The organism is Ideonella paludis (assembly GCF_018069865.1).
In the GTDB taxonomy this organism is placed as follows: Bacteria; Pseudomonadota; Gammaproteobacteria; order Burkholderiales; family Burkholderiaceae_C; genus Ideonella; species Ideonella paludis.
Genome location: NZ_JAGQDG010000002.1, coordinates 503,995 through 530,207, shown reverse-complemented (window position 1 = coordinate 530,207; position 26,213 = coordinate 503,995). Strand labels below are relative to the sequence as shown.

The 26,213-nt window shown below is 64.2% G+C and carries 25 protein-coding genes; 9 read left to right on the top strand and 16 right to left on the bottom strand.

Features of this window, described 5'->3' with window-relative positions; all coding sequences use genetic code 11:
• Window positions 1–128 precede the first annotated feature (128 nt).
• The 4 genes from glnA to ntrC all read left to right on the top strand — a co-directional run bounded on the left by glnA (window position 129) and on the right by ntrC (window position 4,846).
• The gene (glnA, locus tag KAK11_RS06930; protein WP_210807580.1) at window positions 129–1,544 is read left to right on the top strand and encodes a type I glutamate--ammonia ligase; all 1,416 of its coding nucleotides are present in this window, start codon (window positions 129–131) and stop codon (window positions 1,542–1,544) included.
• Between the two features lie 151 nt (window positions 1,545–1,695).
• Entirely contained in the window at window positions 1,696–2,232 is a 537-nt protein-coding gene (locus tag KAK11_RS06925) for a hypothetical protein (protein ID WP_246498505.1), read from the top strand.
• The gene (glnL, locus tag KAK11_RS06920; RefSeq protein ID WP_310737761.1) at window positions 2,229–3,320 is read left to right on the top strand and encodes a nitrogen regulation protein NR(II); all 1,092 of its coding nucleotides are present in this window, start codon (window positions 2,229–2,231) and stop codon (window positions 3,318–3,320) included. The genes KAK11_RS06925 and glnL overlap by 4 nt, the downstream gene beginning before the upstream one ends.
• A 17-nt stretch (window positions 3,321–3,337) precedes the next feature.
• Entirely contained in the window at window positions 3,338–4,846 is a 1,509-nt protein-coding gene (gene ntrC / locus KAK11_RS06915; RefSeq protein ID WP_210807578.1) for a nitrogen regulation protein NR(I), read from the top strand.
• Window positions 4,847–4,870: 24 nt separating this feature from the next.
• Here ntrC and KAK11_RS06910 read toward each other — a convergent pair whose 3' ends face one another.
• From KAK11_RS06910 to KAK11_RS06895, 4 genes are all read right to left on the bottom strand, one after another.
• The gene (locus KAK11_RS06910) at window positions 4,871–7,099 is read right to left on the bottom strand and encodes a patatin-like phospholipase family protein (RefSeq protein ID WP_210807576.1); all 2,229 of its coding nucleotides are present in this window, start codon (window positions 7,097–7,099) and stop codon (window positions 4,871–4,873) included.
• Between the two features lie 6 nt (window positions 7,100–7,105).
• Entirely contained in the window at window positions 7,106–7,876 is a 771-nt protein-coding gene (gene xth, locus KAK11_RS06905; RefSeq protein WP_210807574.1) for an exodeoxyribonuclease III, read from the bottom strand.
• 13 nt (window positions 7,877–7,889) lie between these two features.
• A complete protein-coding gene (locus KAK11_RS06900) occupies window positions 7,890–8,411 on the bottom strand; it encodes a dihydrofolate reductase (protein WP_210807572.1) in 522 nt (173 codons plus the stop codon).
• Window positions 8,412–8,489: 78 nt separating this feature from the next.
• Window positions 8,490–9,155 carry a response regulator gene (locus KAK11_RS06895; protein ID WP_210807571.1) on the bottom strand — a complete coding sequence of 222 codons (666 nt, stop codon included), beginning with the start codon at window positions 9,153–9,155 and terminating at the stop codon, window positions 8,490–8,492.
• Between the two features lie 201 nt (window positions 9,156–9,356).
• Between KAK11_RS06895 and KAK11_RS06890 the strand changes: the two genes are divergently transcribed.
• Complete coding sequence (locus KAK11_RS06890) at window positions 9,357–9,845, top strand: hypothetical protein (protein ID WP_210807569.1); 489 nt, start codon at window positions 9,357–9,359, stop codon at window positions 9,843–9,845.
• 84 nt (window positions 9,846–9,929) lie between these two features.
• On the top strand, window positions 9,930–10,460 hold the full coding sequence (locus tag KAK11_RS06885; RefSeq protein ID WP_210807567.1) for a porin family protein: 531 nt from the start codon (window positions 9,930–9,932) through the stop codon (window positions 10,458–10,460).
• A 66-nt stretch (window positions 10,461–10,526) separates the two neighbouring features.
• Here KAK11_RS06885 and KAK11_RS06880 read toward each other — a convergent pair whose 3' ends face one another.
• From KAK11_RS06880 to KAK11_RS06865, 4 genes are read right to left on the bottom strand one after another with little or no spacing between them, the layout of a single operon-like run.
• Window positions 10,527–11,357 carry a thymidylate synthase gene (locus KAK11_RS06880; protein WP_310737760.1) on the bottom strand — a complete coding sequence of 277 codons (831 nt, stop codon included), beginning with the start codon at window positions 11,355–11,357 and terminating at the stop codon, window positions 10,527–10,529.
• A gap of 39 nt (window positions 11,358–11,396) precedes the next feature.
• On the bottom strand, window positions 11,397–13,181 hold the full coding sequence (locus tag KAK11_RS06875; protein WP_210807565.1) for an ABC transporter transmembrane domain-containing protein: 1,785 nt from the start codon (window positions 13,179–13,181) through the stop codon (window positions 11,397–11,399).
• Window positions 13,182–13,200: 19 nt separating this feature from the next.
• A complete protein-coding gene (locus KAK11_RS06870) occupies window positions 13,201–13,392 on the bottom strand; it encodes a type II toxin-antitoxin system antitoxin (protein ID WP_210807563.1) in 192 nt (63 codons plus the stop codon).
• Between the two features lie 22 nt (window positions 13,393–13,414).
• A complete protein-coding gene (locus KAK11_RS06865; protein ID WP_310737759.1) occupies window positions 13,415–14,314 on the bottom strand; it encodes an SPFH domain-containing protein in 900 nt (299 codons plus the stop codon).
• Window positions 14,315–14,568: 254 nt separating this feature from the next.
• Here KAK11_RS06865 and KAK11_RS06860 point away from each other — a divergent pair, with 254 nt between their 5' ends.
• Window positions 14,569–15,375, top strand: a complete 807-nt coding sequence (locus tag KAK11_RS06860; protein ID WP_210807561.1) for a GGDEF domain-containing protein — start codon at window positions 14,569–14,571, stop codon at window positions 15,373–15,375.
• Window positions 15,376–15,379: 4 nt separating this feature from the next.
• On the opposite strand, the gene KAK11_RS06855 is transcribed toward KAK11_RS06860, so the two are convergent.
• The 7 genes from KAK11_RS06855 to KAK11_RS06825 all read right to left on the bottom strand — a co-directional run bounded on the left by KAK11_RS06855 (window position 15,380) and on the right by KAK11_RS06825 (window position 23,386).
• Window positions 15,380–16,153 (bottom strand): oxygen-binding di-iron domain-containing protein, encoded by a 774-nt coding sequence (locus KAK11_RS06855; RefSeq protein WP_210807559.1) that lies wholly within the window; start codon window positions 16,151–16,153, stop codon window positions 15,380–15,382.
• A gap of 43 nt (window positions 16,154–16,196) precedes the next feature.
• A complete protein-coding gene (miaA, locus tag KAK11_RS06850) occupies window positions 16,197–17,165 on the bottom strand; it encodes a tRNA (adenosine(37)-N6)-dimethylallyltransferase MiaA (RefSeq protein WP_210807557.1) in 969 nt (322 codons plus the stop codon).
• Window positions 17,162–18,403: a Bcr/CflA family efflux MFS transporter gene (locus KAK11_RS06845; RefSeq protein ID WP_210807555.1), complete on the bottom strand. Its 1,242-nt coding sequence runs from the start codon at window positions 18,401–18,403 to the stop codon at window positions 17,162–17,164. Before KAK11_RS06845 ends, miaA begins: the two co-directional genes overlap by 4 nt.
• Complete coding sequence (locus KAK11_RS06840) at window positions 18,390–19,943, bottom strand: pseudouridine synthase (RefSeq protein ID WP_210807553.1); 1,554 nt, start codon at window positions 19,941–19,943, stop codon at window positions 18,390–18,392. The genes KAK11_RS06845 and KAK11_RS06840 overlap by 14 nt, the downstream gene beginning before the upstream one ends.
• Before the next feature lie 65 nt (window positions 19,944–20,008).
• The gene (mutL, locus tag KAK11_RS06835) at window positions 20,009–21,943 is read right to left on the bottom strand and encodes a DNA mismatch repair endonuclease MutL (RefSeq protein ID WP_210807551.1); all 1,935 of its coding nucleotides are present in this window, start codon (window positions 21,941–21,943) and stop codon (window positions 20,009–20,011) included.
• A gap of 57 nt (window positions 21,944–22,000) precedes the next feature.
• Window positions 22,001–22,321 carry an MliC family protein gene (locus tag KAK11_RS06830; RefSeq protein WP_210807549.1) on the bottom strand — a complete coding sequence of 107 codons (321 nt, stop codon included), beginning with the start codon at window positions 22,319–22,321 and terminating at the stop codon, window positions 22,001–22,003.
• A 63-nt stretch (window positions 22,322–22,384) separates the two neighbouring features.
• Complete coding sequence (locus KAK11_RS06825; RefSeq protein WP_210807547.1) at window positions 22,385–23,386, bottom strand: M48 family metallopeptidase; 1,002 nt, start codon at window positions 23,384–23,386, stop codon at window positions 22,385–22,387.
• A 96-nt stretch (window positions 23,387–23,482) separates the two neighbouring features.
• Between KAK11_RS06825 and KAK11_RS06820 the strand changes: the two genes are divergently transcribed.
• Window positions 23,483–24,133, top strand: coding sequence for a DedA family protein (locus KAK11_RS06820; RefSeq protein WP_210807545.1), 651 nt, complete (start codon window positions 23,483–23,485; stop codon window positions 24,131–24,133).
• A 24-nt stretch (window positions 24,134–24,157) separates the two neighbouring features.
• Window positions 24,158–24,724: a GNAT family N-acetyltransferase gene (locus KAK11_RS06815; protein ID WP_210807543.1), complete on the top strand. Its 567-nt coding sequence runs from the start codon at window positions 24,158–24,160 to the stop codon at window positions 24,722–24,724.
• A 55-nt stretch (window positions 24,725–24,779) separates the two neighbouring features.
• On the opposite strand, the gene KAK11_RS06810 is transcribed toward KAK11_RS06815, so the two are convergent.
• Entirely contained in the window at window positions 24,780–26,135 is a 1,356-nt protein-coding gene (locus KAK11_RS06810) for a hypothetical protein (protein WP_210807541.1), read from the bottom strand.
• Between the last annotated feature and the right edge of the window lie 78 nt (window positions 26,136–26,213).

The following is a 26,213-nucleotide window of genomic DNA, read 5'->3' as shown; positions in this document are numbered from 1 at the left end:
AAGTGGGCACGCTTTCTGCTACATTCCGCCCGCTGAGTTTGAACTGTCTCGGGGTCTTCACCGGCCCTCTGGCACGCAGAGCTCCAAGCCGCAAGCCCCTCTCATAACTGATCCGCAGGAGCCTTTTGATGGCCAAGACCGTCGCCGACGTGATGAAGATGGTGAAAGACAACGAAATCAAGTTCGTTGACTTCCGCTTCACTGATACCCGTGGCAAGGAACAGCACGTCACCGTGCCGGTTTCCCACTTTGATGAAGACAAGTTCACTTCGGGCCATGCGTTCGACGGTTCGTCGATCGCCGGCTGGAAGGGCATCGAAGCTTCGGACATGCAGTTGATGCCTGACCCGAACACGGCCAACATCGACCCCTTCTTCGAAGAGCCCACCCTGATCCTGACTTGCGACGTCATCGATCCGGCTGATGGCAAGCCCTACGAGCGCGACCCTCGCTCCTTGGCCAAGCGCGCTGAAGCCTACATGAAGGCCTCTGGCCTGGGCGACACGGCCTACTTCGGCCCGGAACCCGAGTTCTTCGTGTTCGACAGCGTCCGTTGGGCCAACGACATGTCCGGGTCCTTCTTCAAGATCGAATCTGAAGAAGCCGCTTGGAACACCGGCAAGGAATACGAGCACGGCAACACCGGCTACCGTCCTACCGTGAAGGGTGGCTACTTCCCTGTGCCCCCGGTCGATAGCGCGCAAGACATGCGCTCTGAAATGTGCCTGTTGCTGGAGCAGTGCGGCATTCCCGTCGAAGTGCATCACCACGAAGTGGCGAATGCCGGCCAGATGGAAATCGGCACCAAGTTCAGCTCGCTGGTGGAGCGCGCGGACTGGGTTCAGCTGCAAAAGTACATCATCGTGAACGTCGCTCACGCCTACGGCAAGACCGCGACCTTCATGCCCAAGCCCATCGTGGGCGACAACGGCTCCGGCATGCACGTGCACCAGTCGGTCTGGAAGGACGGCAAGAACCTGTTCGCCGGCGACGGCTATGCCGGCCTGTCTGATTTCGCCCTGTACTACATCGGCGGCATCATCAAGCACGCTCGCGCGCTGAACGCCATCACCAACCCTGGCACCAACAGCTACAAGCGCTTGGTGCCCGGCTTCGAAGCGCCGGTGAAGCTGGCTTACTCGGCCAAGAACCGCTCGGCTTCGATCCGTATCCCCTATGTTGCCAACCCCAAGGGTCGCCGCATTGAGGCTCGCTTCCCCGATCCTTCGGCCAACCCCTACTTGGCTTTCGCAGCCTTGTTGATGGCCGGTCTGGACGGCGTGGAGAACAAGATCCATCCGGGCGAAGCCGCCACCAAGGATCTCTACCATCTGCCCCCAGAAGAAGACGCAAAGATCCCGACCGTCTGCCACAGCCTGGATCAGGCGCTGGAGTACCTGGACAAGGATCGTGCCTTCTTGACCAAGGGTGGTGTGTTCACCGATGCCTACATCGATGCCTACATCGACCTGAAGATGCAAGAAGTCACCCGCTTCCGCATGGCCACCCATCCGGTGGAATTCGACATGTACTACGCGCTGTAATTCTCAGGAATTACCCGCCAGAAAAAAGGGACGGCTTGCCGTCCCTTTTTTTCGCCCCGCTTTGGGGGTGTCTCGTGACACATTCACCGCATGCCGTATGCCCGCAAGTCCTTTTCGCCGTTGAGCGTCAAGATTCGCCACAATAGCCGACATGACGCCTTTTGACTTTTCCACTGACGCCACACGCTGGCGCCGACGTGCTGCTGCAGCGCTGACCATGTCTGCCATGGCCGCTGGCGCAGGGGCCCAGACGGGCTCGGTCTATTACGTCTGCCCGGGCAATATCTTCACCAACACCATTTCGGCCAAAGAGGCGGAGACCAAGGGCTGCAAAGCGCGAGAGGCGCAACAGCCCACCTCGGTGCCTGCGCCCAAGCCGCGTCCGGCCTCCACCGGCACCGCAGCACCGTCGTCCGCGCCGCGGCCGGCGGACAGTCGCATTGATTCTTCCGAGCAAAAGGCCCGCGACACCGACGCCCGCCGCATCCTCGAAGCAGAGCTGCGCAAAGAAGAAGAAAAGCTTGAAGCGCTGCGCCGCGAGTACAACAACGGCGAGCCCGAGCGCAAGGGTGAAGAGCGCAACTCGCAAAAGTACGCTGATCGGGTGGCCGAGATGAAGGCGGCGATTCAACGCAAAGAAGCCGATCTGGCCGCCATACGGCGCGAGATGGGCAAGCTCGGTCAGTGAGCCTCGCGCCCAACGATCGCCAGGCCCAGTCCCAATGGGCCACCTTAGACCAACTCGCCACCATGGTGGCGGTGGTCGATGAGCAAGGCTGCTGCGTCTTCGTCAATGCGGTCTTGGAATCCGTCATCGGGCTGTCGCGTCGCATGCTTGCGCATTGCCCGCTGAGCGACTGGTTCAAAGAGCCGCTGGCGCTGCAAGAGGCCTTAGGTGCGGTCGAGCGCAATGAGTTTGCGACTCGGCGCTTCGAGGCAGAGTTGCGCCGCACTGGCGTTGGCGGAGCCGAATCGCTGCATGTGCATGTGATCGTCAGCCAAACCGAGCATCCCTACCGAGGTTTGTTGGTGGAGATGCTGGAGATTGAGCAGCAGGCGCGGCAAGAGCGCGAAGAGCGCGTGATGGGCCAAGCGCAAGTCACCAAAGAGCTGATCCGCAACCTGGCGCATGAGATCAAGAATCCCTTGGGAGGTATCCGTGGTGCCGCACAGTTGTTGGCCATGGAGTTGCCCTCGCCCGAGCTGACCGAATACACCGAGGTCATCATCCACGAGGCGGATCGGCTGCAGACCTTGGTCGACCGGCTGCTGGCGCCGCACCGCAAACCCCATGTGGTGAGTGACGTCAACATCCACGAAGTTTGCGAACGTGTGCGTTCTTTGGTGCTGGCCGAGCATCCCAAGGGGCTCAGCGTGGTGCGCGACTACGACACCTCGCTGCCCGAGTTTCGCGGCGACAGAGAACAGCTGATTCAAGCCGTGCTCAACATCGTTCACAACGCCTGCCAAGCCCTGAGCGAGCGGATTGTGCAGGGCGACGGGCAGATCGTGTTGCGCACGCGCGCCGCACGCCAAGTCACATTGGGCAAGCAGCGCTATCGCCTGGCATTGGAATTGCATATCCAGGATAACGGACCGGGCATCCCCGAGGCCCTGAGAGAACGCATCTTCTATCCCCTGGTCTCAGGGCGTGAAGGTGGCTCAGGCTTGGGGCTGACGCTGGCGCAGACTTTCGTGCAGCAACACCAGGGCACGATTGAATGCAGCAGCGAGCCGGGCCGGACGGATTTCAAAATCGTGATTCCTCTGCCTTGAAAGCGAAGTGGCCCGGCATGAAACCCATCTGGATCGTTGACGACGACCAATCCATTCGCTTCGTGCTTGAAAAAGCACTGGCCCGCGAACAGCTGCCGGTGCGCAGCTTCTCCAACCCGCGCGATGTGCTGGCCGCCTTGGCCAACGACGAGCCTCAAGTGCTGGTCAGCGACATCCGCATGCCCGGTGGCTCGGGCCTGGACCTGCTGGCTCAGGTCAAGGCCAAGTTGCCCGGCTTGCCCGTCATCGTGATGACGGCCTACTCCGACCTCGACAGCGCCGTTTCGGCCTTCCAGGGCGGCGCCTTTGAATACCTGCCCAAGCCCTTTGACTTGCCCAAGGCCGTCGAACTGATTCAGCGCGCCGTGGACGAAAGTCTGCGCGAGCAGGTGAGCGACGAGCGCAAGTCCGAGGCTCCTGAAATGCTGGGTCAAGCGCCCGCCATGCAGGACGTCTTTCGGGCCATTGGGCGCCTGAGCCAAAGCAATGTCACGGTGTTGATCACTGGTGAGTCCGGCTCGGGCAAGGAGTTGGTGGCGCGCGCCTTGCACCGCCACAGCCCGCGCGGCGATGCGGGCAGCAACGGCCCCTTCATTGCGATCAACACCGCGGCCATTCCCAAAGACCTGTTGGAGTCTGAGCTGTTCGGGCATGAACGCGGCGCCTTTACCGGGGCGCAGACCATGCGGCGCGGCCGCTTCGAGCAAGCCGATGGTGGCACGCTGTTCTTGGACGAAATCGGCGACATGCCCTTTGATTTACAGACGCGCTTGCTGCGTGTGCTGTCGGATGGCCAGTTCTATCGCGTGGGCGGCCACCAGCCGCTCAAAGCGAATGTGCGGGTGATCGCCGCCACCCATCAGCACCTGGAAGAGCGGGTGCGCCAGGGCGTGTTTCGGGAGGACTTGTTCCACCGCCTCAACGTGATCCGGCTGCGCCTGCCACCGCTGCGCGAGCGTCGTGAGGACATCGCGCCGCTGACGCGCTTCTTCCTGGGCAAGAGTGCCAAAGAGTTGGGCGTGGAGCCCAAGCGGATCACCGATGAGGCGCTGGAGCGCCTGATGGGCTTTGAGTTCCCGGGCAACGTCCGGCAGTTGGAAAACCTCTGTCATTGGCTGACCGTGATGGCGCCGGCCCAAGTGATCGAAGCCAAAGACCTGCCGCCTGACATGCTCGAAGGTGATGCCTCTTTAGCTCGCCATGAGGCGCCCGCGCCAGCAGGCGCAGCCTCAGCCTCTGAAACGCTTCTCGCAGCCCCCGCGGCGCGCACACCCTCTGCGCTGGCTGTGGCACCGGGGGCGGAGGGTGATCCGACCTGGATCAAGGACTTGGAGTCCGAAGCCCGTCGGCTGTTGGCAGAAGGGCGAGACGATGTGTGGGACGTGCTGACCCGTCAATTTGAGGCACGGCTCATTGAGACAGCCGTGGCCATGACGCGTGGGCGCCGCATTGAAGCCGCCCAAAAGCTGGGCATAGGCCGCAACACCATCACCCGCAAGATCCAGGAACTGGGCCTAGACGTTTGAGCGGGCGAGGGCTGGGCCGGCGCCTCAGGGCTGGCCCAGGAACAGGTACACCGTGGTGCTCCGGCCCGCGGTGCGCCCGAGCCCCATGAACAGCGGCCCCAGGGGAGTTTCAGCGGCGGCAAACAAAGAGCCAGCGGTCAGCAGATCTTTGGCGTATCCGTTGGCAGGCCGCGTCTCCCAGGTGTTGCCCACTTCCAGCGAGCCACCCAGCAGCAAGCGCCGACCGAACAGGTCAAGTGTGCTGACGCGATTGAGATAAGCCAAGCGCAGCAGCCCGAGGCGCGAGCCCGTCAGGGCCCCATTGGGCAGCCCCGAGAGCTCCAAGAAGCCGCCCATCTCAAACGGGCTGGCGCCATCGCCCTCGGAGGAGCGAGCCTTCGCCAAGCGAAGGGCCGGCCACAAGGTGTGGTTGTTGAAGGTGTAGGCGCCTGTCCAGCGCAGTTCAATCTTGCTGTCTGCTGGGTCACGATCGGTCTGGCTTCGGCCCAGTTGCACCATCAAGCGCTGGCCGCTGCTGGGCAAAAAGGCATTGTCCAGAGAGTCAGACAAAAAGCGCGCGTACACCTCGTTCTCGGTGAAGCCCAGCGTCAGATCTTTGACGAGGATGCCTTCCAATGGATCGGCGATATTCAGGCTGGTGGTCGCCCGGAACACCTTGCGTGATGCGCCCAAGCGCAGCTCAGACTGCTTGGACAGCTCCGCCCCCAGCTCCAACACCGCTCGGTGCTCTTTGAGGTCGCCGGTCAGCACGGCTTTGCCGTTGAGGTAGAGCGACTTTTTGTAGCTCAACACACCCGCACCAGCCGAGGCAAAGAGAGGTGAATTGAGCCACATGGGCTGGTGCAACTCGGTGCTGAGGCCATTGATGCGGCCCAAGTCCAGGCGATTACGCCATTGCCCGCCGGCCTCATTGAGCCAGGTTCTGAGGTGACCCAACCGGAAACTGACCGAGCCTTCCCCGGCCAAATCGATAGAGGCATCCAGCCCCAGGCGCAAGTAGTTGGGCCCCCAGAACTTCTCTTTGGCATCGATCAACAGGCCAAAGTCGTCACCTTGGCGAACATTGCGCACGGACACGCGCTCGAAGTCCCCCATCTCCTGAACCCGGCCGATGGCGGCTTGGATGTCCTCCGGCTTGGCACTCTCACCCACCTTCAGACCGGCGGCTTCAAGCACTGCCTTGGCGGGCACCACCGACAAGCCGGAGACGGTCACGAACTCTGCTGGCGCGGGCTCGCGGGCCAGACTCGCTTGCGAGCGCCGCCACTCCGCGTACTGCGCGGGGGGCAGGCCCAATGCGGCGATCTTGGCTTCCAAAGGCTTGGTGGCGTCTTCGCCGATGCGCACCAACTCGGTGGCGCGGGCAAAGTCCAGAAAGCTGAACCCTGCTAGGTCTGGAGAGACCAGCACATCTTGAGGCCCAAGCAAGGCTTTTTGGGCCGTGACGTTTTGCTCCGTCAAGATGTTGATCATCTGCTGCGAGACGCTCAGCAAGCTGCGCAACTCACTGCGCGGCGTCAGCGGCGTGCCGATGTTGACCGCGATCACGCGCTGCGCGCCCATCTTGCGTGCGACGTCGACCGGCAAGTTCTTCACCAAGCCACCGTCGGCCATCAAGCGGCCATTCAGCTCAATGGGAGAGAACAGGCCCGGCACCGACATGGAGGCCCGAATCGCCTCGTACAGATTGCCCTCTTGGATCACCACTTCCTGGCCGGATTCCAAATCGGTGGCCACGGTGCGGAAGGGCAGCGGCAGCACATCGAAGTGAATCGACTCGGGCACATGTGCCGTGAGGGTTTGCAAGAGCTGCTCGAACTTGCCGCCACTGACCACGCCACTGGGCAGAGACACGCCGTCTGCGGCCACCCCCATCTCCAAGCCCAAGGGGTAGGTGTAGTCATCAGCCCGCCGCGTGACGCCCAAGCGGCTGCGGTCGACCTTTTCATTGCCCAAAGCGGACCAATCTGTCTTGAGGAACGCAGCCTCGATCTCCGCACCGCTCATGCCTGAGGCGTACAGCCCACCGACGATGGAGCCCATGCTGGTGCCGACCACGCAATCAATGGGCACGCGCAAACGCTCCAACACCTTGATCACCCCGACATGGGTGAAGCCTCGTGCGCCACCGCCAGACAAGACCAAGCAAGTCTTGGGGCGCGTCTCAGTCGCGTTGGAATTGGCCTGGGCTGTGGCTTGTGCGCCTGAAAGTGCCAGGGCAACGCCCAGCAAGGAAAGCAGTGCTTGTTTCATGGGACATCACACCAAGTTCAGTGACAGCACCACGGGAGCGTGGTCACTCGGTCGTTCGTTCTTGCGGGGGAGCTTGTCGATGGCGCAGGCCTGGACCTGGCCGCGCAAAGCCTCGCTGACGAGGATGTGGTCAATGCGCAGCCCTTGGTTCTTGCGGAAGGCGAGGTTGCGATAGTCCCACCAACTCCAACTCTTCGGCGCTTGCTCAAACAAACGGAAGGCGTCCACCATGCCTTGGTCCAGCAGGGCTTGGAAGTGGGCTCGCTCTTGCGGCGTGCAGTGGATCTGCCCCGCCCAGGCCACGGGGTCGTAGACATCGCGGTCTTCTGGTGCGATGTTGAAGTCGCCCATCAGCACCACGTGGGGGTGGCGGCTCAATTCGTCGGCCACATGTTTTTGCAGGGCGTCCAGCCACGCCATTTTGTAGACGAACTTGTCGCTGTCAGGCGCTTGACCATTCGGGAAGTAGGCGCCAATGACGCGAACACCGGCCACCGTGCCTGTGATCACGCGCGCTTGTTCATCCGCCAAGCCGGGCAGATTGCGCAGCACATCCGTGGCCGGCGTGCGGCTGAGCAGGGCGACGCCGTTGTAGGTCTTTTGACCAAACCACTGTGCGTGATAGCCGGCGGCCAGCAACTCGGCATGCGGAAACTTGTCGTCTGTCAGCTTGGTCTCTTGCAGCACGATGGCATCGACCGGATGGGCCGCCAGCCAGTCCAGCAATTGGGGCAGGCGCACGCCCAGCGAGTTCACATTCCAAGTGGCCAGTTGCATGAGAGCTTTCTTTTCAAGGCTGCGGTGGCATGCGCTCGTAACACACGAAAGCGAAGTCGAAGTCGTTGGGTGCCGCAGCGTGGTGGGTTTCGCGGCTGACCTCCCTGAAGTCTGCTGCAGGCCAGGCCGGAAACTGCGCATCGCCTGGGACGGCGACGTCCAGCTCGGTCAGCAGCAAGCGCTGCGCATGGGGCAGCGCCTCAGCGTAGATCTGCGCCCCACCGATGACAAAAACCGTATCACTGGGCGTGAAGCGCGCCAAGGCCTCGGCCAAGGTGTGCACCACCTCGGCACCTGGTGCGTCATAGCCTGCTTGGCGGGTCAGCACCACATTACGGCGGCCGGGCAGGGGGCGAAACCGCTCGGGCAGGGACTCCCAAGTCTTGCGGCCCATCAGCACCGGATACCCCTGGGTGCTGCGCCGGAAATGCGCCATGTCTTCAGGCAGGTGCCAGGCGAGTTGGTTGTCACGGCCGATGACGCGGTCATGGGCCATGGCCGCAATCAACACAAGGCGGGGAAGGGAGTCGTGCATCAGCCAGATTGTCGCTGAATGCCTCAGCGCGGACCAGTTGAAGGTCGCCGCTCACAGATTGCCCCGCGAGCGCAGGGCTTATGTCGCAAGACTGTCGCTTCTATCGATGACAAAGCCAATCCCTCTGACTGTGCGAATCTGTTGGCGGCCCAACTTCTTGCGCAAATTGGACATGTGCATGTCGAGCGAGCTGGCCGTTTCGTTGCTGAGTGCGAGCTCCTCGATGGTGTTGCGCGGCACCACGCGCCCAATGCGTTGGAGCAGAAGTTGTGTGATCTGAAACTCGGTGCGAGAGAGGTGGATGACTTGCCCGTCCAGGTAGACAAGATGCGCTTGGTGGTCGATCTCCAAACCGCAGCCCCGCAAGCCAGACTGGGTGAAGCCTTTCAGGCGACGGATCATGGCCTGCAATCGGGCGATCAACTCTTCCAACTCAAACGGCTTGACCAGAAAGTCATCGGCGCCCTGCTTAAGGCCGTCAAGCCGGTCTCGCAGGCTGTCACGCGCCGACAAAATCATCACCGGCTGCAGCCCCTCTTGGGCGCGCAGCATGGTCAGCCAGGTCAGGCCATCGCCGTCAGGCAACCCCAAGTCGAGCACAGCCAAGTCGAAGTCCTTCGAGGTCTTGAACGTCATCGCACTGGCTAGGGTACGAACCCACACCACAGTCAGGTCGTGCTGTTGCAAGGCGCGCTGAATGCCGGCACCGATGTCGAGGTCGTCTTCAATCAGCAGTAACTTCATGATTTGCCTTGAATTGTCAGGTCTAAATGATCGACGCCCTGTTTCAAATCTTTAGCCGGGCTTTAGCTTCCATTGAGCTCAAGCGTGGCGTCATGCGCCACATTCGCCATGCAGGCCAGGGTGCACCTTGGCCGCAGAGGCATGGACTGAGGCATTGCGGTGAGTTGGCGAGAACGGGTTGGGGCATTCAAGGTGTGGCGGATGTGGCGGTCGAGATGGGGCCTGGCTTGGGTCGCCGCCAGCCTATCCCTTGGGCTGCTGGTGGGGCATGTCGGCCGCGGGCCTGAGGCCCTGCCCAGCTCGCCGCTGCTGCTGCTGGATGGGCGCACCTATGTGGTCGTCTCTCACCGTGAAAGCAGCGCTTCGGATCAACCTGCGCTGCTGTTGCGCGAAGAGAGGACCGGGCGTCTGGAATGGCGTCGAGCCATCATTCTCATTGCCCTCGCTGATGGTGTGTCTCTGCTCGATGTGCTCACCGATGTTCCGGTGGCGTCCTTTGTCAGCCGTGGCCCTCATCAGTACCAACTCACCGTTGCCCCCACGCATTTCTCCAAAGCCCACCGAGCGCTTCTCACGGATTGGCGAGTGCTCCGCGCAGAGGTCCCGCTGCTGCAGCACGTTCAGCCGCCTTCTCTCATCTCTGGCCCGTCAAGGCGGGCGCCTGAGGACGTTGTCTTGAAGAAGTCTTGAGTCTTCCAAGAGATAGTCTTGAGATGCCTTGCAGACAATGCCGACAGCGCCGACGGATGGCGTGTTAACTTTGAAGGTGTTGTGATGAAAAAAGTGTTGGCTCTGGCCGCGTTGGTGATGGGTGCTTGTGGCGCTGCGCAAGCGGGTGACTTCTATGTGGCGGGTGATGTCGCCAAGACGCGCTACTCAGGCGGTGGGTCTGATCAAGGGTTCTCCTTGGCAGGGGGCTACCAATTCAACAAGAATTGGGCCGCTGAGCTGGGCTACCGCTTCATCGGGTCCGACACCAAGAGCTACACCGAAGGCGCCAACAAGTGGACGGAGTCCTACCGCTTTCGCTCCATTGATTTGTCGGCGATCGGCACACTGCCCTTGACCGATCAGTTCAGTGTTTTCGGTCGTCTGGGATACGGCACCCTCCAAGTGAAGGAATCCTACGCCGTGACGGCTGGATCGGCGCCCACCAGCTATAGAGGTTCCGGCACTGACAGCGGCTTGATCTATGGCTTGGGTGCGGACTACGCGCTCACGAAGCAGCTTTCTGTTCGCGGTGAGTATCAGCGTGTAGCGTCCGACGTTTCCGTGTTGGCGCTCGGTTTGAAGTACGGCTTCTGAGCACCCTTCTGGGGCTCAAAAAAGCAAAAGGGGCCTCGGCCCCTTTTTGCGTGGCGGTCTGTCTCCTCAGACCGCGACCGGCGCCTTGATCGCCGGGTGGTGTTGATACTCCAGCACCTCAAAGTCCTCGAACTCGTAGTCGAAGATCGAGGCGGGCTTGCGCTTGATGTTCAGCACAGGGTAGGGCAGAGGGGCGCGCGCCAGTTGGGTCTCCACCTGCTCGAAGTGGTTGGTATAGAGGTGGCAGTCGCCACCGGTCCAGATGAAGTCGCCCACATCCAGGTCGCATTGCTGGGCCAGCATATGCGTCAGCAGCGCGTAGCTGGCGATATTGAAGGGCACGCCCAAGAAGATGTCGGCGCTGCGCTGATAGAGCTGGCAGCTCAAGCGCCCACGCCCGCCCGGCTCGGTGGCAGGCGCCACATAGAACTGGAAGAAGGCATGGCAGGGCATCAGTGCCATCTTGCTCAGATCAGCCACGTTCCAGGCGCTCACGATGATGCGGCGCGAATCGGGGTTGGTCTTGAGCTGCTGGACCACCTCGCTGATTTGGTCGATGTGGCCACCGTCGGGCGTCGGCCAGTTACGCCATTGCACGCCATACACCGGCCCCAGGTCGCCGTCTTCACGCGCCCACTCGTCCCAGATGGTGCAGCCACGCTCTTGCAGCCACTTCACATTGCTGTCGCCGCGCAAGAACCACAGCAGCTCCACGATGATGGCCTTGAGGAACACCTTTTTGGTGGTCACCAAGGGGAAGCCTTCATTCAGGTCAAAGCGCATTTGATGCCCGAACACGCTGCGCGTGCCGGTACCCGTGCGGTCCCCCTTGGCCACACCATGCTCATAGACATGGCGCATAAAGTCTTCGTACTGGGAGCGGATAGGGCGAGTCACGGTGATCAAGACACTGGCTAAAGGGCAGGAGGGTTGATTCTAGGCGGCACCGAATTGCATGGCTGCCAGCTTGGCATACAGCCCTCCGCGCGCCACCAATTCGGCATGGGTGCCTTGCTCTTGGATTTGTCCGCCTTCGAGCACCACGATGCGGTCGGCCCGCTGAACGGTGGCCAGGCGGTGGGCAATCACCAGTGTGGTGCGGTCTTTCATCGCGCTTTCCAGCGCGGCCTGCACCATGCGCTCGCTCTCTGCGTCCAAGGCACTGGTAGCCTCGTCCAGCAGCAGCAGCGGTGGGTTTTTGAGCATGGCGCGGGCAATGCTGATGCGCTGGCGCTGGCCGCCGGAGAGGCGCACGCCGCGTTCACCCAAAAAGCTGTCGTAGCCGCCCGGCAGCGCCATGATGAAGTCGTGCGCATAAGCGGCCTTGGCTGCGGCGATGACCTCGGCGTCGCTGGCCTCAGGGCGCCCATAGCGGATGTTCTCCATCGCCGAGGTCGAGAAGATCACGCTGTCCTGCGGCACGATGCCAATGCGGCCACGCAAATCTTGCAGATCGACCTCGCGCACGTCCACGCCGTCCAGCAGCACCCGCCCCGATGCCACGTCATAGAAGCGCAGCAGCAGTTGGAACATCGTCGTCTTGCCCGCGCCACTGGGGCCCACCAAGGCCACGGTTTCGCCGGGCCGGACATCCAAGCTCAGGCCTTGGAGAGCGGCTTGGTCGGGTCGCGAGGGGTAATGAAAGTTCACGCCTTCGAGCGTCAGGGCCGAGCCGCCTTGGGTGGCCGGCAAGGCCTTGGGCTGTGCAGGAGAAGTGACGGGGGAGGTGGCATGCAGCAACTCCATCAAGCGCTCGGTCGCCCCCGCTGCGCGCAGCAGGTCGCCATAGACTTCTGAGAGCACCGCCACCGAACCGGCCAAGGTGATGACATAGAGCACGGTTTGGCCCAAATGTCCTGGGGTGATTTCACCCTTGAGCACTGCTTGCGTGCCCTGGTAAAGCCCCCACAACAATGCGCCAAACGTGGCGGTGATGAGGAAGGCCACCAGCACGGCGCGCAGGCGGGTGCGCTTGCGGGCGGTGTCGAAGGCGGCCTCGGTGGCGCCGTCAAAGCGATGGGCTTCTCGTCCCTCTTGGGTATAGCTCTGCACGACGGGGATGGCGTTCAGCACTTCGGCCGCGATGGCGCTGGTGTCGGCGACCCGGTCTTGGCTGGCACGCGAGAGCTTGCGCACGCGGCGGCCAAACATCAGCGCGGGCAGCACCACCAGCACCAAAATGCCCAGCACCTGCACCATCACATAGGGGTTGGTGGCAATCAGCAGGCCCAGGGCGCCAACACCCATCACCACATTGCGCAAGCCCATGCTCAGGCTGGAGCCCACCACGGTCTGCACCAGGGTGGTGTCCGTGGTCAGGCGGCTCAGGACCTCGCCGGTCGCCGTGGTTTCAAAAAAGGCTGGGCTTTGGCGCACCACATGGGCATAGACGGCATTGCGCAGATCGGCCGTGACGCGCTCACCCAGCCAACTCACCATGTAAAAGCGCAGGGCCGAGAACAAGCCCAGCGCCGCCGCCACCCCAAACAGCGCACCAAAGTGCCCGCGCAGCGCCATCATCCGGTCCCCCGGCGCCGCGCCCACCAAGCCCTCGTCCACCAAGGTCTTGAGCGCCATGGGCAAGGCCAGCGTGGCCCCCGCAGCCAGCACCATAAAGGCCAGGGCCAGCGCGATGCGGCCCCGATAGGGTTTCAAAAAGGGCGCGAGGCCCGAGAGCGATTTGGGGGAGCTGCCCTTAGGGCGGTCAGAGTCAGAAGCCATACCGCCAGTGTAGGCGGGCTCACTCGCCGTTGCGCTGGTCCTCGGGGTCGGATGGTGCAGGCACTCGACCGCGCCGTGCCAGGGCCTCACGCAGCAGGTACTCCACCTGCGCATTGGCGCTGCGCAACTCCTGAGCCGCCAAGCGCTCGATCTCGGCCCAGAGGGCCGGGTCGATGCGCAGAGGGTAGGACTTTTTGCCGGGGCTGGCCATGGAGGCAAAGGCCTTCGCTTGCTCAGTTGTAGAGGGTGCCGGTGTTGACGATGGGCTGGGTCTCGCGGTCGGAGCACAGCACGACCAGCAGATTGGACACCATGGCGGCTTTGCGCTCGTCGTCCAACTCGACGATGGAGCGCTCGGACAGGCCCTTGAGCGCTGCTTCCACCATGCTCACTGCCCCTTGCACGATCTTGGCCCGGGCGCTGATCACGGCTTCCGCCTGCTGGCGGCGCAGCATGACCTGGGCGATCTCGGGTGCATAGGCGAGGTGGGTGAGCTTGGCGTCCATCACCTCCACACCGGCATCGCCACAGCGGGCCTGCAGCTCTTGGCGCAGGCCTTGGGTAACTTCATCGACACTGCCGCGCAGGGTGATCTCGCCACTGTCGGGGTGCTCGCCTTCGTCGTAGGCGTAGAGCGACGCCAAGTGGCGCAAGCCGGCCTCGGCCTGCACGCGGACATACAGCTCAAAGTCGTCCACGGAGTAGGCCGCGCGGGCCGCGTCGTTGACGCGCCAGACCACGGCCGCGCTGATTTCAATCGGGTTGCCACGCTTGTCGTTCACCTTCAGCGTGGGCGTGTTTTGGTTGCGCGCCCGCAGTGACAAGCGCCGCTTGGCCAGCAAGGGGTTGGCCCAGCGCAGGCCCTCTGCGCGGTCCGTGCCCTTGTAGGCGCCAAACAAGTTCAGCAGCGTGCAGGTGTTGGGCTGCTGCATGTACAGGCCCACCAAGCTGATGACCCCGAGCACGGCCAGGCCCAGCGACAGCGCAGCCGCCCAGATGCCCATATCGAGCGTGGCCCCGGAGAGCGGCAGACCAGCGGCCAGCACGATGGCGGCAATGCCCAGCCCCGCCATCAGATAGCCATTGCTGGAGTGAAACGTGCGGTCCGAGTACGTATGTGCGAAATTGGACACGAGAGCCCTCCGTAAGTGGAATCAAAGTGATATCACTTTAGGTGGTTTTCAGGGCGTTCGCAAGCCCCCAACCGGCGAGCCAGCGTGTCACCTGGGAAATCGCTCCCCCTAATTCCACACAGAGGCTCTGCGCAATCGGCAGGCAGGCGAGATACTCGGGCTTCAGACGAGCGGTTTTGTCACAGGCATGGCCTACAGTTGGGGGGCCAAATGGCCGAAGTGAGTCGGACTCCCGCGCAAAAGGACTCTTTGAGATGACGACGAAAGACACAAGCCCCGCCTGGCCGCAGCGTTTGGCCCAGTGGGTCAGCCGCTTCAGCCTGGGCTCGGCGTGGATGTTTCAAGCTGGTGTGGGCGGTTTGGTCGCAGCGGGTGTGGCCACACTTTTGGTGGTCCTGGACGGTGTGTCCTGGAGCACAGCGGCCCTGGCAGGCGTGTTGGCACTGATGCCGGCGTTATTGGCCGGCGGTGTGGCCTTGCATCTGGCGCGCACACTGGCGCAGTCCGCCTCACAGCGTGAAGCCTTGAGCCTGGAAGACGAACTGACGGGTGTGAGCAATCGCCGCCAGTTCTTGCGTTTGGCTGAGCGCGAGTGGTCGCGCTGCCGCCGCTACGGTGACAACGGCGCCTTGCTGCTGATCGACGCCGACCACCTGCGCCGCATCAACGACAACCTGGGCCAACGCTGTGGCGACGCCATCTTGCTGGAGGTCACCCGCCGCATCAGCGCCACGCTGCGCCAGTCTGACCTCTTGGCCCGCTTTGGCGGGGCCGAGATGTCGGTCTACCTGCCCCACACCGACCCGCTGGGTGCGCTGGACGCGGCAGAGCGCATTCGCCAGCAAGTGGCTTCCACGCCCTTCTTGTGGGAGCAGGCCCATGTGGTGGTCACCGTGAGCGTGGGGGTAGCCCATGTCCATGGCGGCCAACTGGCGCTGGACGCGCTGGTGCATGAGGCCGAAGCCGCCCTGAACGCAGCCAAAGAAGCGGGCCGCAACTGCGTGCGCGCGGCGCCCATTCAGCCGCGCCGTGACGAAACCCGCTCGGTCAACGCGGGCTGAGGCCTCAAGCCGGCAGGCGGTAGTGGGCGGGGCCCATCAGGTCCACGCCGCAGGCCAAGCCGCGCACCCAAGCGATGAACTCTTTGACGGCTGGGCCGGCGAGCGGCGCGCCGTGCTGCGGCACCATCATCGCGATGGGCAAGTCGGCCACCATGTCGGCCCACAGGCGCAAGACCTTGTTGGACGCCATATAGCGCTGGTGAAAGGCGGCCATGCTGGGCATCAACTCCGCCAAGGACTCCACCGGCGCTCGGGCCACAGAGCCTGAGACCATGGACACGCCCAGATCGCCCGAGAACAAGATCTTGCTGACCGGGTCCCAGAACTGAAAGTTGCCCTCGGCGTGCAAGAAGTGCGCAGGCAGGGCCCAGACCTCGTTGCGGCCAATGCGAATGCGCAGACCCGCGTCGGGGATGCCCACGATGCGGCCTGTGGTTTTGCCTGGCTTGCAGAAGTGCGGCACAAAGCGCTCCCACACCTTGGAGACATAGATGCTGGCCTGCGTGGAGGTGGTCCAGCGGTCGAGCGAGGCGATGATGTCCGGGTCGGCATGTGAGGCCAAGATGGCCGACAGCTTGTGCGGCGCAAAGTGACGCGTCATGGTGAGATACAGCTCGTTATAAGCGAGATTGCCACCCGGGTCGAGGATGGCGCCGGTGTCGCCGTCCACGATCAAAAACTGGTTGGCTTGCACGGCGTCCGAGGCGCCACTGTCGTCCACCAGGTCGGTGAACATCAGGCAGCGGTGGCTGCCATCGTCATAGAGGGTTACAGGCATGCGGCACTGTAGGCAGTGCCCCAGGCTCAGGGCTTGAGCAAGGTCAAGACCCGCTGCGCCAAAGCGCGCATTGAGCCAGGACCTGGGCCACCAGGGCATCGCCGGTCTCTGTGCTTTCGGCCGCCAAGGCGCTGCGCTGCATGCTGCGCAACCAGGTGAGTTGGCGTTTGCCCAACTGCCGCGTCGCGGCGCAGCCGGTCTCGATCACCTGAGCCTTCAGGGCCTCGCCGCTGAGCCCGGCGTCCAGCGCCTCCCAAGCTTGGCGATAGCCCACGCAGCGCATGGAGGGCAGGTTCAGGTGCAAGTCACCCCGGGCGCGTAGCGCCTGCACTTCGCCCAAAAAATTGGCGGCCCACATCTGCTCAAAGCGCTGATGAATGCGGCCATGCAGCCAGGCGCGCTCGGTGGGCTCCAGGGAGAGCAACAAGTGCGGCGCGGCACGGGGCGTGTCGTTGGCGCCCCGGGTGTGAAAGGATGACAGCGGCTGGCCCGAGACGCGCCAGACTTCCAAGGCGCGCTGTATCCGCTGTGAGTCATTGGGCGCCAAACGTGCGGCGGTGGTCGGGTCGACCTGCGCCAGTTGGGCGTGCAGGGCGGGCCAGCCCAGCCGTGCGGCTTCGTCATCCAAGGCGGCACGCACCGTGGGGTCCGCAGCGGGCAAGGCGTCGATGCCATCGATCAAGGCCTTGAAGTACAGCATGGTGCCGCCCACCAGCACTGGCCAGCGGCCCCGGGCGTGGACGGCGGCAATCAGCGTTTGCGCGTCTTGCACAAAGCGGGCGGCCGAGTAGGACTCGGTCGGGTCCAGGATGTCGATCAGGTGATGCGGCACCAGCGCCTGTTCGGCTGCTGTGGGCTTGGCCGTGCCAATGTCCATGCCGCGATAGATCAGGGCCGAATCCACGCTGATGATCTCGATGGGCAGGGCCTGGGCCAGGCGCAGCGCCAGGGCCGTTTTGCCGCTGGCGGTGGGCCCGGCCAAGCCGATCCAGGGCAAGACGTGTTCACTCATGCTCGCGCCGCGCTGGGGAGTTGGCCAAAGCGTTGCACCACGGTCCAGGCCGTCAGGCTGGTCAGCAGCGCAAAAAAGCACAGCCCGCTGGCCAAGACCAGCACGCTGCCGTCCATGGCTTGGCCCAGCCGCAAGCCCGTCACAAAGGCCGTGGCGGCCAGCACAAAGCCCGAGAGGGCGGAGGCCACCCCTGCCATCTGCGGAAAGGCCCCCACCGCCGCTGTTTGGCTGCACGGCTGGTGAATGCCATGGCCGAAGAGATAGATCCAATGCGCCACCACGATGGGCAGCACAGCCGTCTGCCCACCCAGCGCAAGTGCCAACATGCCCAGTCCGCCGGCTGCTGTCGCAAACGCACCGCGCCAGACCGTGCCCAACAGGCCGTGCCGGAGCAGCAAGCGGCGGCAGGCAAAAGTGCCCGCGATATAGCTCAGCGAGCCGGTCGCCATCACTGCCCCATAAGCCCAAGGCGCTAGGCCCAGCGTGCCGATGTAGACAAAGGAGCTGCCCGCCAGCAGGACGAACAAACCGCCGTAGGTAAAGCTCGAGAGCGCCGTCCAGGCCCGAAAGCCGGTGTGGCGGGACACGGTGCGCATCGCGGCCAACCAGGGCCCTGGGCGCAGCGCGTCAGGGCGCTTGGTGGCCAGGGTCTCTGGCAGGCGCCACCACACCCACAGGCCTGTGGCAATGCCGGCCAGCGTCACGGCCGTCAGCGCTGCGCGCCAGCCTTGGCCTGCGGCCAACACCCCACCCAACGCTGGTGACAAAAAGGCAATCAGCCCCAGCCCGCTCAAGCCCTTGGACATGACTTGTGCACCCTGGTGCGGTTCATACAGGTCGCGCACCATGGCGCGAGCGCACACCACCGCAGCGGCCAAGCCGGCGCCCTGCAGGGCGCGCAGGCCAATCAGCGTGTGGATGCTGGGGGCCAGCGCACAGCCCAGGCTGGCCACGCTGTAGAGGAACAGGCCGCCCAGCAACACGGGCCGGCGACCAAAGCGGTCGGACAGTGGCCCCATCACGAGCTGGGCCATGCCGAAGCTCAGCAGCAGCGCCGACATGGTGAGCTGCACCGAAGCCATGGGCGCGGCCAAGTCGCGCGCCAACAGGGGCAGGGCGGGCAGGTACAGGTCGGTGGTGATGGGCTGCAGGCCCAACAACAGGGCCAGCGCCAAGGCCACCTGCTGGGCGCTCAAGGCACCGCTGCGCACCCCCAATGCCGGGTTAGAAGCGCTCATCGTCACGCAGATAGCGCCATTGGCCGGCAGGGAGTTTGCCCAGCACCACGCTGCCAATCCGCACGCGCTTGAGCCCCACCACCTTCAGGCCCACCAGCTCGCACATGCGGCGGATCTGGCGCTTGCGGCCTTCACGCAGCACAAAGCGCAGCTGGTCTTCATTGGCCCAGCTCACCCGGGCGGGGCGCAGTTGCACGCCGTCCAGCTCCAGGCCGTGGTTCAGCAGCTTCAAGTCCGCTTCCGGGAAGGCGCCTTCGCGTTGGTACTCCACCCGCACCAAGTACTCTTTCTCCACCGTGCTGTCTTCGCCGATCAGGTGCTTGGCAATGCGGCCATCTTGGGTCAGCACCAGCAAGCCGGTGGAGTCGATGTCCAGCCGCCCTGCAGGGGCCAGGCCGCGCGCATGCCCCGGGTGGAAAGGCTTGCGAAGCGGGTCCTCTTCCCAGCGGTTGGCCGCAGTGACCAACACGCTGGCGGGCTCGTAGCCGTCTTCGGCTTGGCCGGACACATAGCCGATGGGCTTGTTGAGCAAGATGGTGACACGTTGGGCTTGCTGCTGATGCGCGGCGGGGTCGATGTCGATGCGGGCGGTGGGCAGCACACGCTGACCCAACTCGGCCATCACGCCGTCGACCTTGACCCAACCGGCCGCGATCCAGTCGTCCGCCTCACGGCGCGAGGACACGCCGCGGTCGGCCAAGACCTTGGACAGGCGCACGCCTTCAGGGTTGGGCGCTGAGCGTCCCTCCGCTGCGACCTCAGAGCGCGGAATGCGCACCGGCGGGCGGCTGTCGTCCCGGCGGAAGGCCGCTTCGCGCTCGCCTTGGGGCGGTGCGACGCGTCGGCGGTCATCGTGCCGGTCATCCCGAAAGGCTGGGCTCGGCCGGCCTTCAAAGCGCTGCGCGCCGCGATCATCGCGGCGCGGCTCCTCACGACGGGGCGCGACGCCCCCTTGGGGGCGGTCAAAGCCACGCTCGGCCGGGCGGTCAAAGGAGCGGCCGCGCTCATCCGGTCTGTCGTAGGAACGAGGTCTGTCGTTGGGCCGGTCGAAAGAGCGTGGCCGGTCATCCGGCCGGTCAAAGGGGCGCGGCCTGTCATTCGGCCGCTGGGGTGGCCGGTCGCTCCAGGGGCGTTGCGGTGGGCGGTCGTCGTAGGGGCGGCGTGCATCGCCGGCGCCACGTGGGGGCGGGCGGCCCTCATCGCGCCGGGGCGGTGGGCGGTCGCCATAGGCGCGTTGCGGCGGGCGGTCTGCGGGGTAGCGCTGCTGGGGGCGGTCGCTGCCACGCGGGGCGCCATAGGGGCCCTCTCGATCTTGTCGGCGGTCACCTCGGTCTTGCGGGCGCTCTGTTCGGCGGTCCGCGCCGCGGTCGTCGCGGCGGCCGTCCCGCTGGCCGTAGGGCGCGCCGGTGGGTTCGCGGTGGGTGACCGGAATATTGGCAAACGGCGCGTCGGCGGCTTGTTCGGTCTTGGGGGCGTCGGCATCGCCTTCTTTGCGCACAGGGCGGCGGGGGGTTCTTTGGATGTCGCGGTCAGATCGCATGGCGAACCCGTCTCTTCATGAAAAAAGGAAAAAGCCGCCCATCAAAGGGTGGCACATGAGGCCAGTCAGCGGCCTCGCAAAAACAAGTTGTCCAGCTCTTTCATGGACAACTGGCGCCAGGTCGGGCGCCCATGATTGCACTGATCGGCCCGCTCGGTGGCCTCCATCTGGCGCAACAAGGCGTTCATTTCTTCCAGCGTCAAGCGCCGGTTGGCACGCACGGCGCCATGGCAGGCCATGGTGGCGAGCATATCGTCTCGGGCGCGGGTCACCAAACGCCCGGCATCGGCGGCGTCCACCTCGTTCATGTCATGCAGCACGGCGCGGGCCAACTCCACCGGGTCGGCGTCGGGCAGGGCGGCAGGGCGGGCACGCACCGCCAGGCTGGTGGGGCCCAGGGGCGAGATGTCCAAGCCTAAGGCGTGCAGCTCCTCATGCCGCGTCTCTGCCAAGGCCACCTCGGTGGGCGTGGCGGCGAACGTAGCGGGGATGAGCAAGGGCTGCGAGGCCAAGCTCGCGTTGTTGGCGGCGGCCTTGAGCCGCTCGTAGACGATGCGTTCATGGGCGGCGTGCATGTCCACAATCACCAGCCCGTGGGCGTTTTGCGCCAGCACATAGACGCCGTGAAGCTGGCCCAATGCACGGCCCAGCGGCCAGTCCTCGCTGGCGGCTGGCTCTGAGGCTGGAGCCGGGTAAGCGCCCAAAAGGGGGCCTGCGGTGGGCTGAGGGTCCAGGGGATGGCCTTGCCAGCCCGGCGTGGCCTCGCGCACCGTCAAGGGGGCGCCAGGCGCCGGCGCCATCAGTGGGGCCATGTCCGCCAAGCTCAGGCGCGATTGCTGGGCCGTGAACGGCAGGCCTTGAGGCCGCGCCCACGCAGCACTTGTGGCCCCGCTGCTGAAGGAGGAGCCGCCGCGGGCGCTGGCCCCCAGCTCTGACGGCGCTGCCTCCAAAGCCGGCGCCGCGTTGGCACTGGCCGCTGTGAGGGGGGCACCCGCCGTGGTGGAGAGCGCTGCATCCACGGCGCGGCGCACCGCCTGATAGACCTCGCCCGACTCTCTGAAGCGCACCTCGATTTTGGTGGGGTGGACGTTCACATCCACGCGTGTCGGGTCGATGTCGATGAACAGCACATAGCTGGGCTGGCGCTGGCCGTGCAGCACGTCTTCATAGGCGCTGCGCAGGGCGTGGGTGATCAGTTTGTCGCGCACATAGCGGCCGTTGACATAGGCGTACTGCTGGTCGGCCCGGTTGCGCGCCGCTTCGGGCAGGCCGATGCGGCCTTGCACCCGCATGGGGCCGACGGGCACGTCCACCGCCCGGCTCTTCTCGACAAACTCTGGCCCCAACACGTCGGCCATGCGCTGCTCGTGGGTGGCCTTGCGCCACTGCGCGATCAGCTTGCCGTCATGCCACAGTGCAAAGCTCACATCCGGGCGGGCCAGGGCGTGGCGCTTCAGCGCCTCCAGCGCATGGGCCAACTCGGTGGCATCGCTCTTCAAAAACTTGCGCCGCGCCGGGGTGCTGAAAAACAGCTCGCGCACCTCGATGCTGGTGCCGGTCGCGCGGGCGGCTGGGGCCAACTCACCGCTGCGGGCCTCCAGGCGCTGGGCGTGCGGTGCCTCCGGGGTGCGGCTGGTAATGGCCAAGTCGGACACCGAGGCAATGGCCGCCAAGGCCTCACCCCGAAAGCCCATGGTCATCACGCCCTCCAACTCGGCCAGTGAGCCAATTTTGCTGGTGGCATGGCGCTTGAGCGCGAGTGGGATTTCTTCAGCGGGGATACCGCAACCATCGTCCTCAATGACGATGGCGCGCACGCCGCCCGCGCTCAGGCGCACCGTGACTTGCGTGGCCCCGGCGTCCAGGGCGTTATCCACCAGCTCGCGCACCACTGAAGCCGGGCGTTCCACCACCTCGCCCGCAGCGATCTGGCTGACCAGTTCATCAGGCAGTTCGCGAATCGGGCGGCGTGACGCGATCAGGGGCTCAGTGGAATTCATCCCGGGATTGTAGGGACACGGGGGGCCCTAAGCCCCTGAGCACAGCCCCCACCCGCCTCAAAGTGCTTTGCCTTGAAACAGCAGCTTGTCCCGCTTTCGCAAGGTGGCCTCGCCCTGGTGCTCCCAGAATTCCAAGGCGCCGGCCGTGTACCTGGAGCCTGAACCCGAACGAGCCTGTTTCATGCTCACCACTTGGCCTTGGGGCCAATGGACCTTCACGCGCCCCAGCTCCGGCTCATAGACCGCCGTCAACGTCTGGCCCGTGATGGACTGATAAACCACCCGGGTGCCCGCCGAGGGCGTCGCTGCGGGGACGCTAGACGCCAGCCCAAGGCTGAGGGAGAGAAGGGCCTGACTCAATCGGTGCGAGTAGGGCATGCAGTTTTCTCCGTGAGCTTGTCGAGATTGGGTAGCGGGCTGTCCCGCTGAGGGCATCAGAACTCATGGGCGAGGGGCAGGCTCCGCAGGCGGTGATGGAGGCTCGGCGTTCTCCGCCCACGCTGACGCCCACATCAAGGGGCCATGGCAGCGGCATCGCAATGCCGCGATCCGCCAATTCAAGTTGGGATGACTGCTGCCAGCGTTATGGGCCACATCCCACAGGCTGCGCTCAGAGATCTGTGCGCTGTGATGCGCAGCGGGGTTGACTTCTGTGTAGAGGTGCTTGCCGGCCGCCAGCATCATCAGCGCTTGGCCGTCGCGGTCTCCGGAGAGTTGAGCCCCCACTTGGTCTGAGCTGTACTCGCAAGCCCGGCTCAGCGGCAAGCCTAAGAGGTAATTCAAGGGCGGAAGATGTGCGGCCACGGTGAACAAGCGGTGGAACCAATGCACATGGCCCAATCGAATATGCCCCAGCTCGTGGCCCAAGATGAAACGAAGACTCCGCTCGTCGCGCAGGGCCAAGGTGCGCTCCAAGATGTCGGAGTAAATCACCCCAAAGGGCCGAAAGCCGGGAACGCAGCTGACAAAGGCGTTCAAAGCGCCATTGCCGTTGAGCAAGAACAGTTCAGGGGTCTTCACCAGGCCCACTTCTGCGGCCATGGATTGCCACAGGTGGTAGACCTCCGGGAACTGAGCCGTGCCGAGCTTGACACCGTTGCTGCGCGCGCTGCCGTAGAGCCGCCCGATGCCACCCATCAAGACGATCACAAAGGCTATCGGAGCCAGCAGAACATGCCAGAGCTCAAGCTCCCGCAGAGAGGCCAGGGTTTCCTGATCGTCTGGAGGGAGCGACTTCAACGCCTCCGCCCGGCTCAGAGCCTGCCCCTCGGGGTGATCTGCAAGGTGGCTGGCCACCCATTGGTCCTCAATCCACTGGTAAGTGGGTGCTTTGAAGGCCGTGAGTGCCAGAGCCACCAAAAACAGCAACAGCGTCAGTGCGGCACTCAATGACAACAGCACGAGCTCCAGTGGGTGACGGACTTGATGAGCTTGAAACTTCATCTTGCGGATTTTCTGGAACGGCTGGGCCAAACATTCAAGCCCAGCTTGGGCCAAGCTCAAGAAAGGCTCAACGTTTCGACAACAGATAATCCCCGCATGGACCTTCTTCCCTTCTTGATTGACTTTGTCTTGCATGTGGACAAGCACTTGGCCACTTTCGTCACCAACTATGGCGCTTGGGTGTATGCGCTGTTGTTCTTGATCATCTTTGTCGAGACCGGCGTGGTGGTCATGCCCTTCTTGCCCGGCGATTCCCTGCTCTTTGTGGTGGGGGCCATGTGCGGCACGGGTGTGATGGCGCTAGAGATTGCCATGCCGCTGCTCTTGGTGGCGGCGGTGGCGGGCAACCAGACCAACTACAGCATTGGCCGCTACTTTGGCCCCAAGGTGTTTCAGTGGGAGAACTCGCGCTTCTTCAACAAAAAAGCCTTTGACCAAGCCCATGCCTTCTACGAAAAGCACGGCGGCGTGACCATCGTCATCGCCCGCTTCATGCCTTTTGTGCGCACCTTCGCCCCCTTTGTGGCGGGCGTGGCCGCGATGACCCGCAGCAAGTTCACCTTCTACGATGTGACCGGTGGCGCTTTGTGGGTCTGCGGCTTGACCACCGCCGGTTACCTCTTCGGCAACATCCCCTGGGTGCAGGCCAACCTGTCCAAAATCATCTGGGCCATGATCGTCATCCCAGGCTTGTTGGTGATTTTTGGCAGCTTGCGGGCCAAGTTCAAGCGCCAAGAGACGGCTTGATCAACATCTCAAGCAGAGGCCTGCATGACCGTCTTGACGACCCCTCGTTTGCGCCTTGAGCCCATTGGCGACCAGCATCTCGACGGCCTGCATGCCATGAACGCGCGGCCTGAAGTGATGCAATACATCAGCGGCCAAGGCGAGACACTGGAGCAAACGGCAGCCTTTGTCGCGCGGGTGAAGCGCGGCTGGGCCGCCTGGGGCGCGGGCTGGTGGGCCCTGATTCACCTCGACAGTGGCCGCGTGGCGGGGGCAGGCTGCATCCAGCATCTGCGGCGCGAGGCAGCCATCCCTGAAGACCTCCTCACCTTGTGCACCAACCCGCTAGAGATCGGCTGGCGCCTGCACCCTGACTTCTGGCGCCAAGGTGTGGCCAGTGAAGCGGCTTCCCGCATGACAGCCTTTGCCTTTGAGGACCTCGCGGCTGAGGAACTGCTGGCGGTTCGCCACCCTGAGAACCTCAACTCCGCGCGCGTCATGGACCGCCTTGGGATGCGCTACCGGGGCTTAGAAACTTGGTACGGGCGGGAGCTGGCGACGCATGTGCTGAGGCGAGCACATTGGAGCTCGCTCCACCGAGCTGCGGGCTGAAGCTCGCCACCCAAGCGACTATTTCAGCCGGTGCTCGCCTGCATTCCTGCGCTGCTCAGCGCTGCCTAGGCGCCACCCTGGTCTCCAAAGCCGCCGCTCGGTATTCCGGCACCAGCTTGCAGTCCCCCCCAAAAGTCGGCTGCGCCGCCTTGCAACGCTGCAGCAGACTTTGCGGCGTGGGCTTCTCGCCGCGTTCTATCCAGGCCAGCAGCGCGTCCATCGCGGCGGGGTATTCTGCGTCGTGCAGGTAGCTGTGCTCGGCGCTGTCGGAGTAGGTTTGCACCAGCCACTGGGCGTTGCCAGCGTTGCGCATGGCGTCGGCGAACACGCTGTCCATTTCCACAAACGCAGTGGCGTCGTGGATGCCGCGCAGGCTTAGCGTGGGCTTGCTGATCTTGCCTTGCGGGTCGGTGTCTGCGGCCAGGGTGGCCACGGCTTGAGGGTCGGCCGCATAGCGGGCGACCTTGGCGTTCAGGGCATCTTGGCCCGAGGCGGAGGTGTAGACCACGCCGATATTGCCAAAGGGATTCTTGCCGCCAGTGCGCTTTTGCACAATGTCTTGGAAGTGCCAAGTGGCCCAGTTCAGGTGGCCGATGAGGCTGCGCTCGGGGATGCGGGCCTGGCGCGTCAGCGTGTCTAATGCTTGCTGCTGTGCGGGGCTGCGCTGGGTTGCGGGCAGGTTGACGCCGGTGCAGGCGTTGACCCGCTGGGCCAACTCGGTCCGCGTGAGCTTGCTGTCCGGCGGCAGGCCCATCCACACGGGGTAGGGCGTTTCATCGGGTTTGGGGTGGGTGCCGCAGACGGCTTGGTAGACCACCCGCAAATCCAGGCGGAAGTCATAAGAGCGCGTGCCCCCGGCCAGCACGCCGCTGGTCAACAGCACGCCGTCGACGCTCTTGGGAAACATCTCCGCGCCAATGGCCGCCACGCTGGCCCCCCAGCTTTGGCCGTGCAGCACGGTGCGGCGCGGGGTGGCCACTTCTTTGTTGAACAGCAGGCGCAGTCGCTCGGTGTCCTCGGCGGCAGCCCGCACGACCACACCGCCTTGGCGGAAGGTGGAGCCCGCCCAGGCGTGGCCCGCCTTGACCATGATGGACCAGCGCTGCAAATCCGCCGCGCTGCGCTCTGCACGCGGGGCGCCCAGCTCGGGCCCACCATGCGCGTGCATCACCAGCACCCCAGACCACACTTTAGGCATGGCCACCCACCAATAGGCGCCGGCGTCGTCTTTGCCGCTGAGGCATTGCGTGCCCTCGGGCAGGCCGGTGGGGCAGGTGGCGCGGGCGCGATGAGCGCTGAGGTCGGGTGTGACGGGGGGCGCGGACGGGACGGTGGTGGCGCAGCCGCCCAGCACGGTCAGCACACCCAGGGCACCCACCCAAGGGAGGCCTCGCGGTTGAATCGATTGCATCTTGAATACCTTTGGTGGAGAGCGCACTTGAAAAGCCTTGCCACATCCTAGACCCAAGGCACTGCCCGACAATCAGCG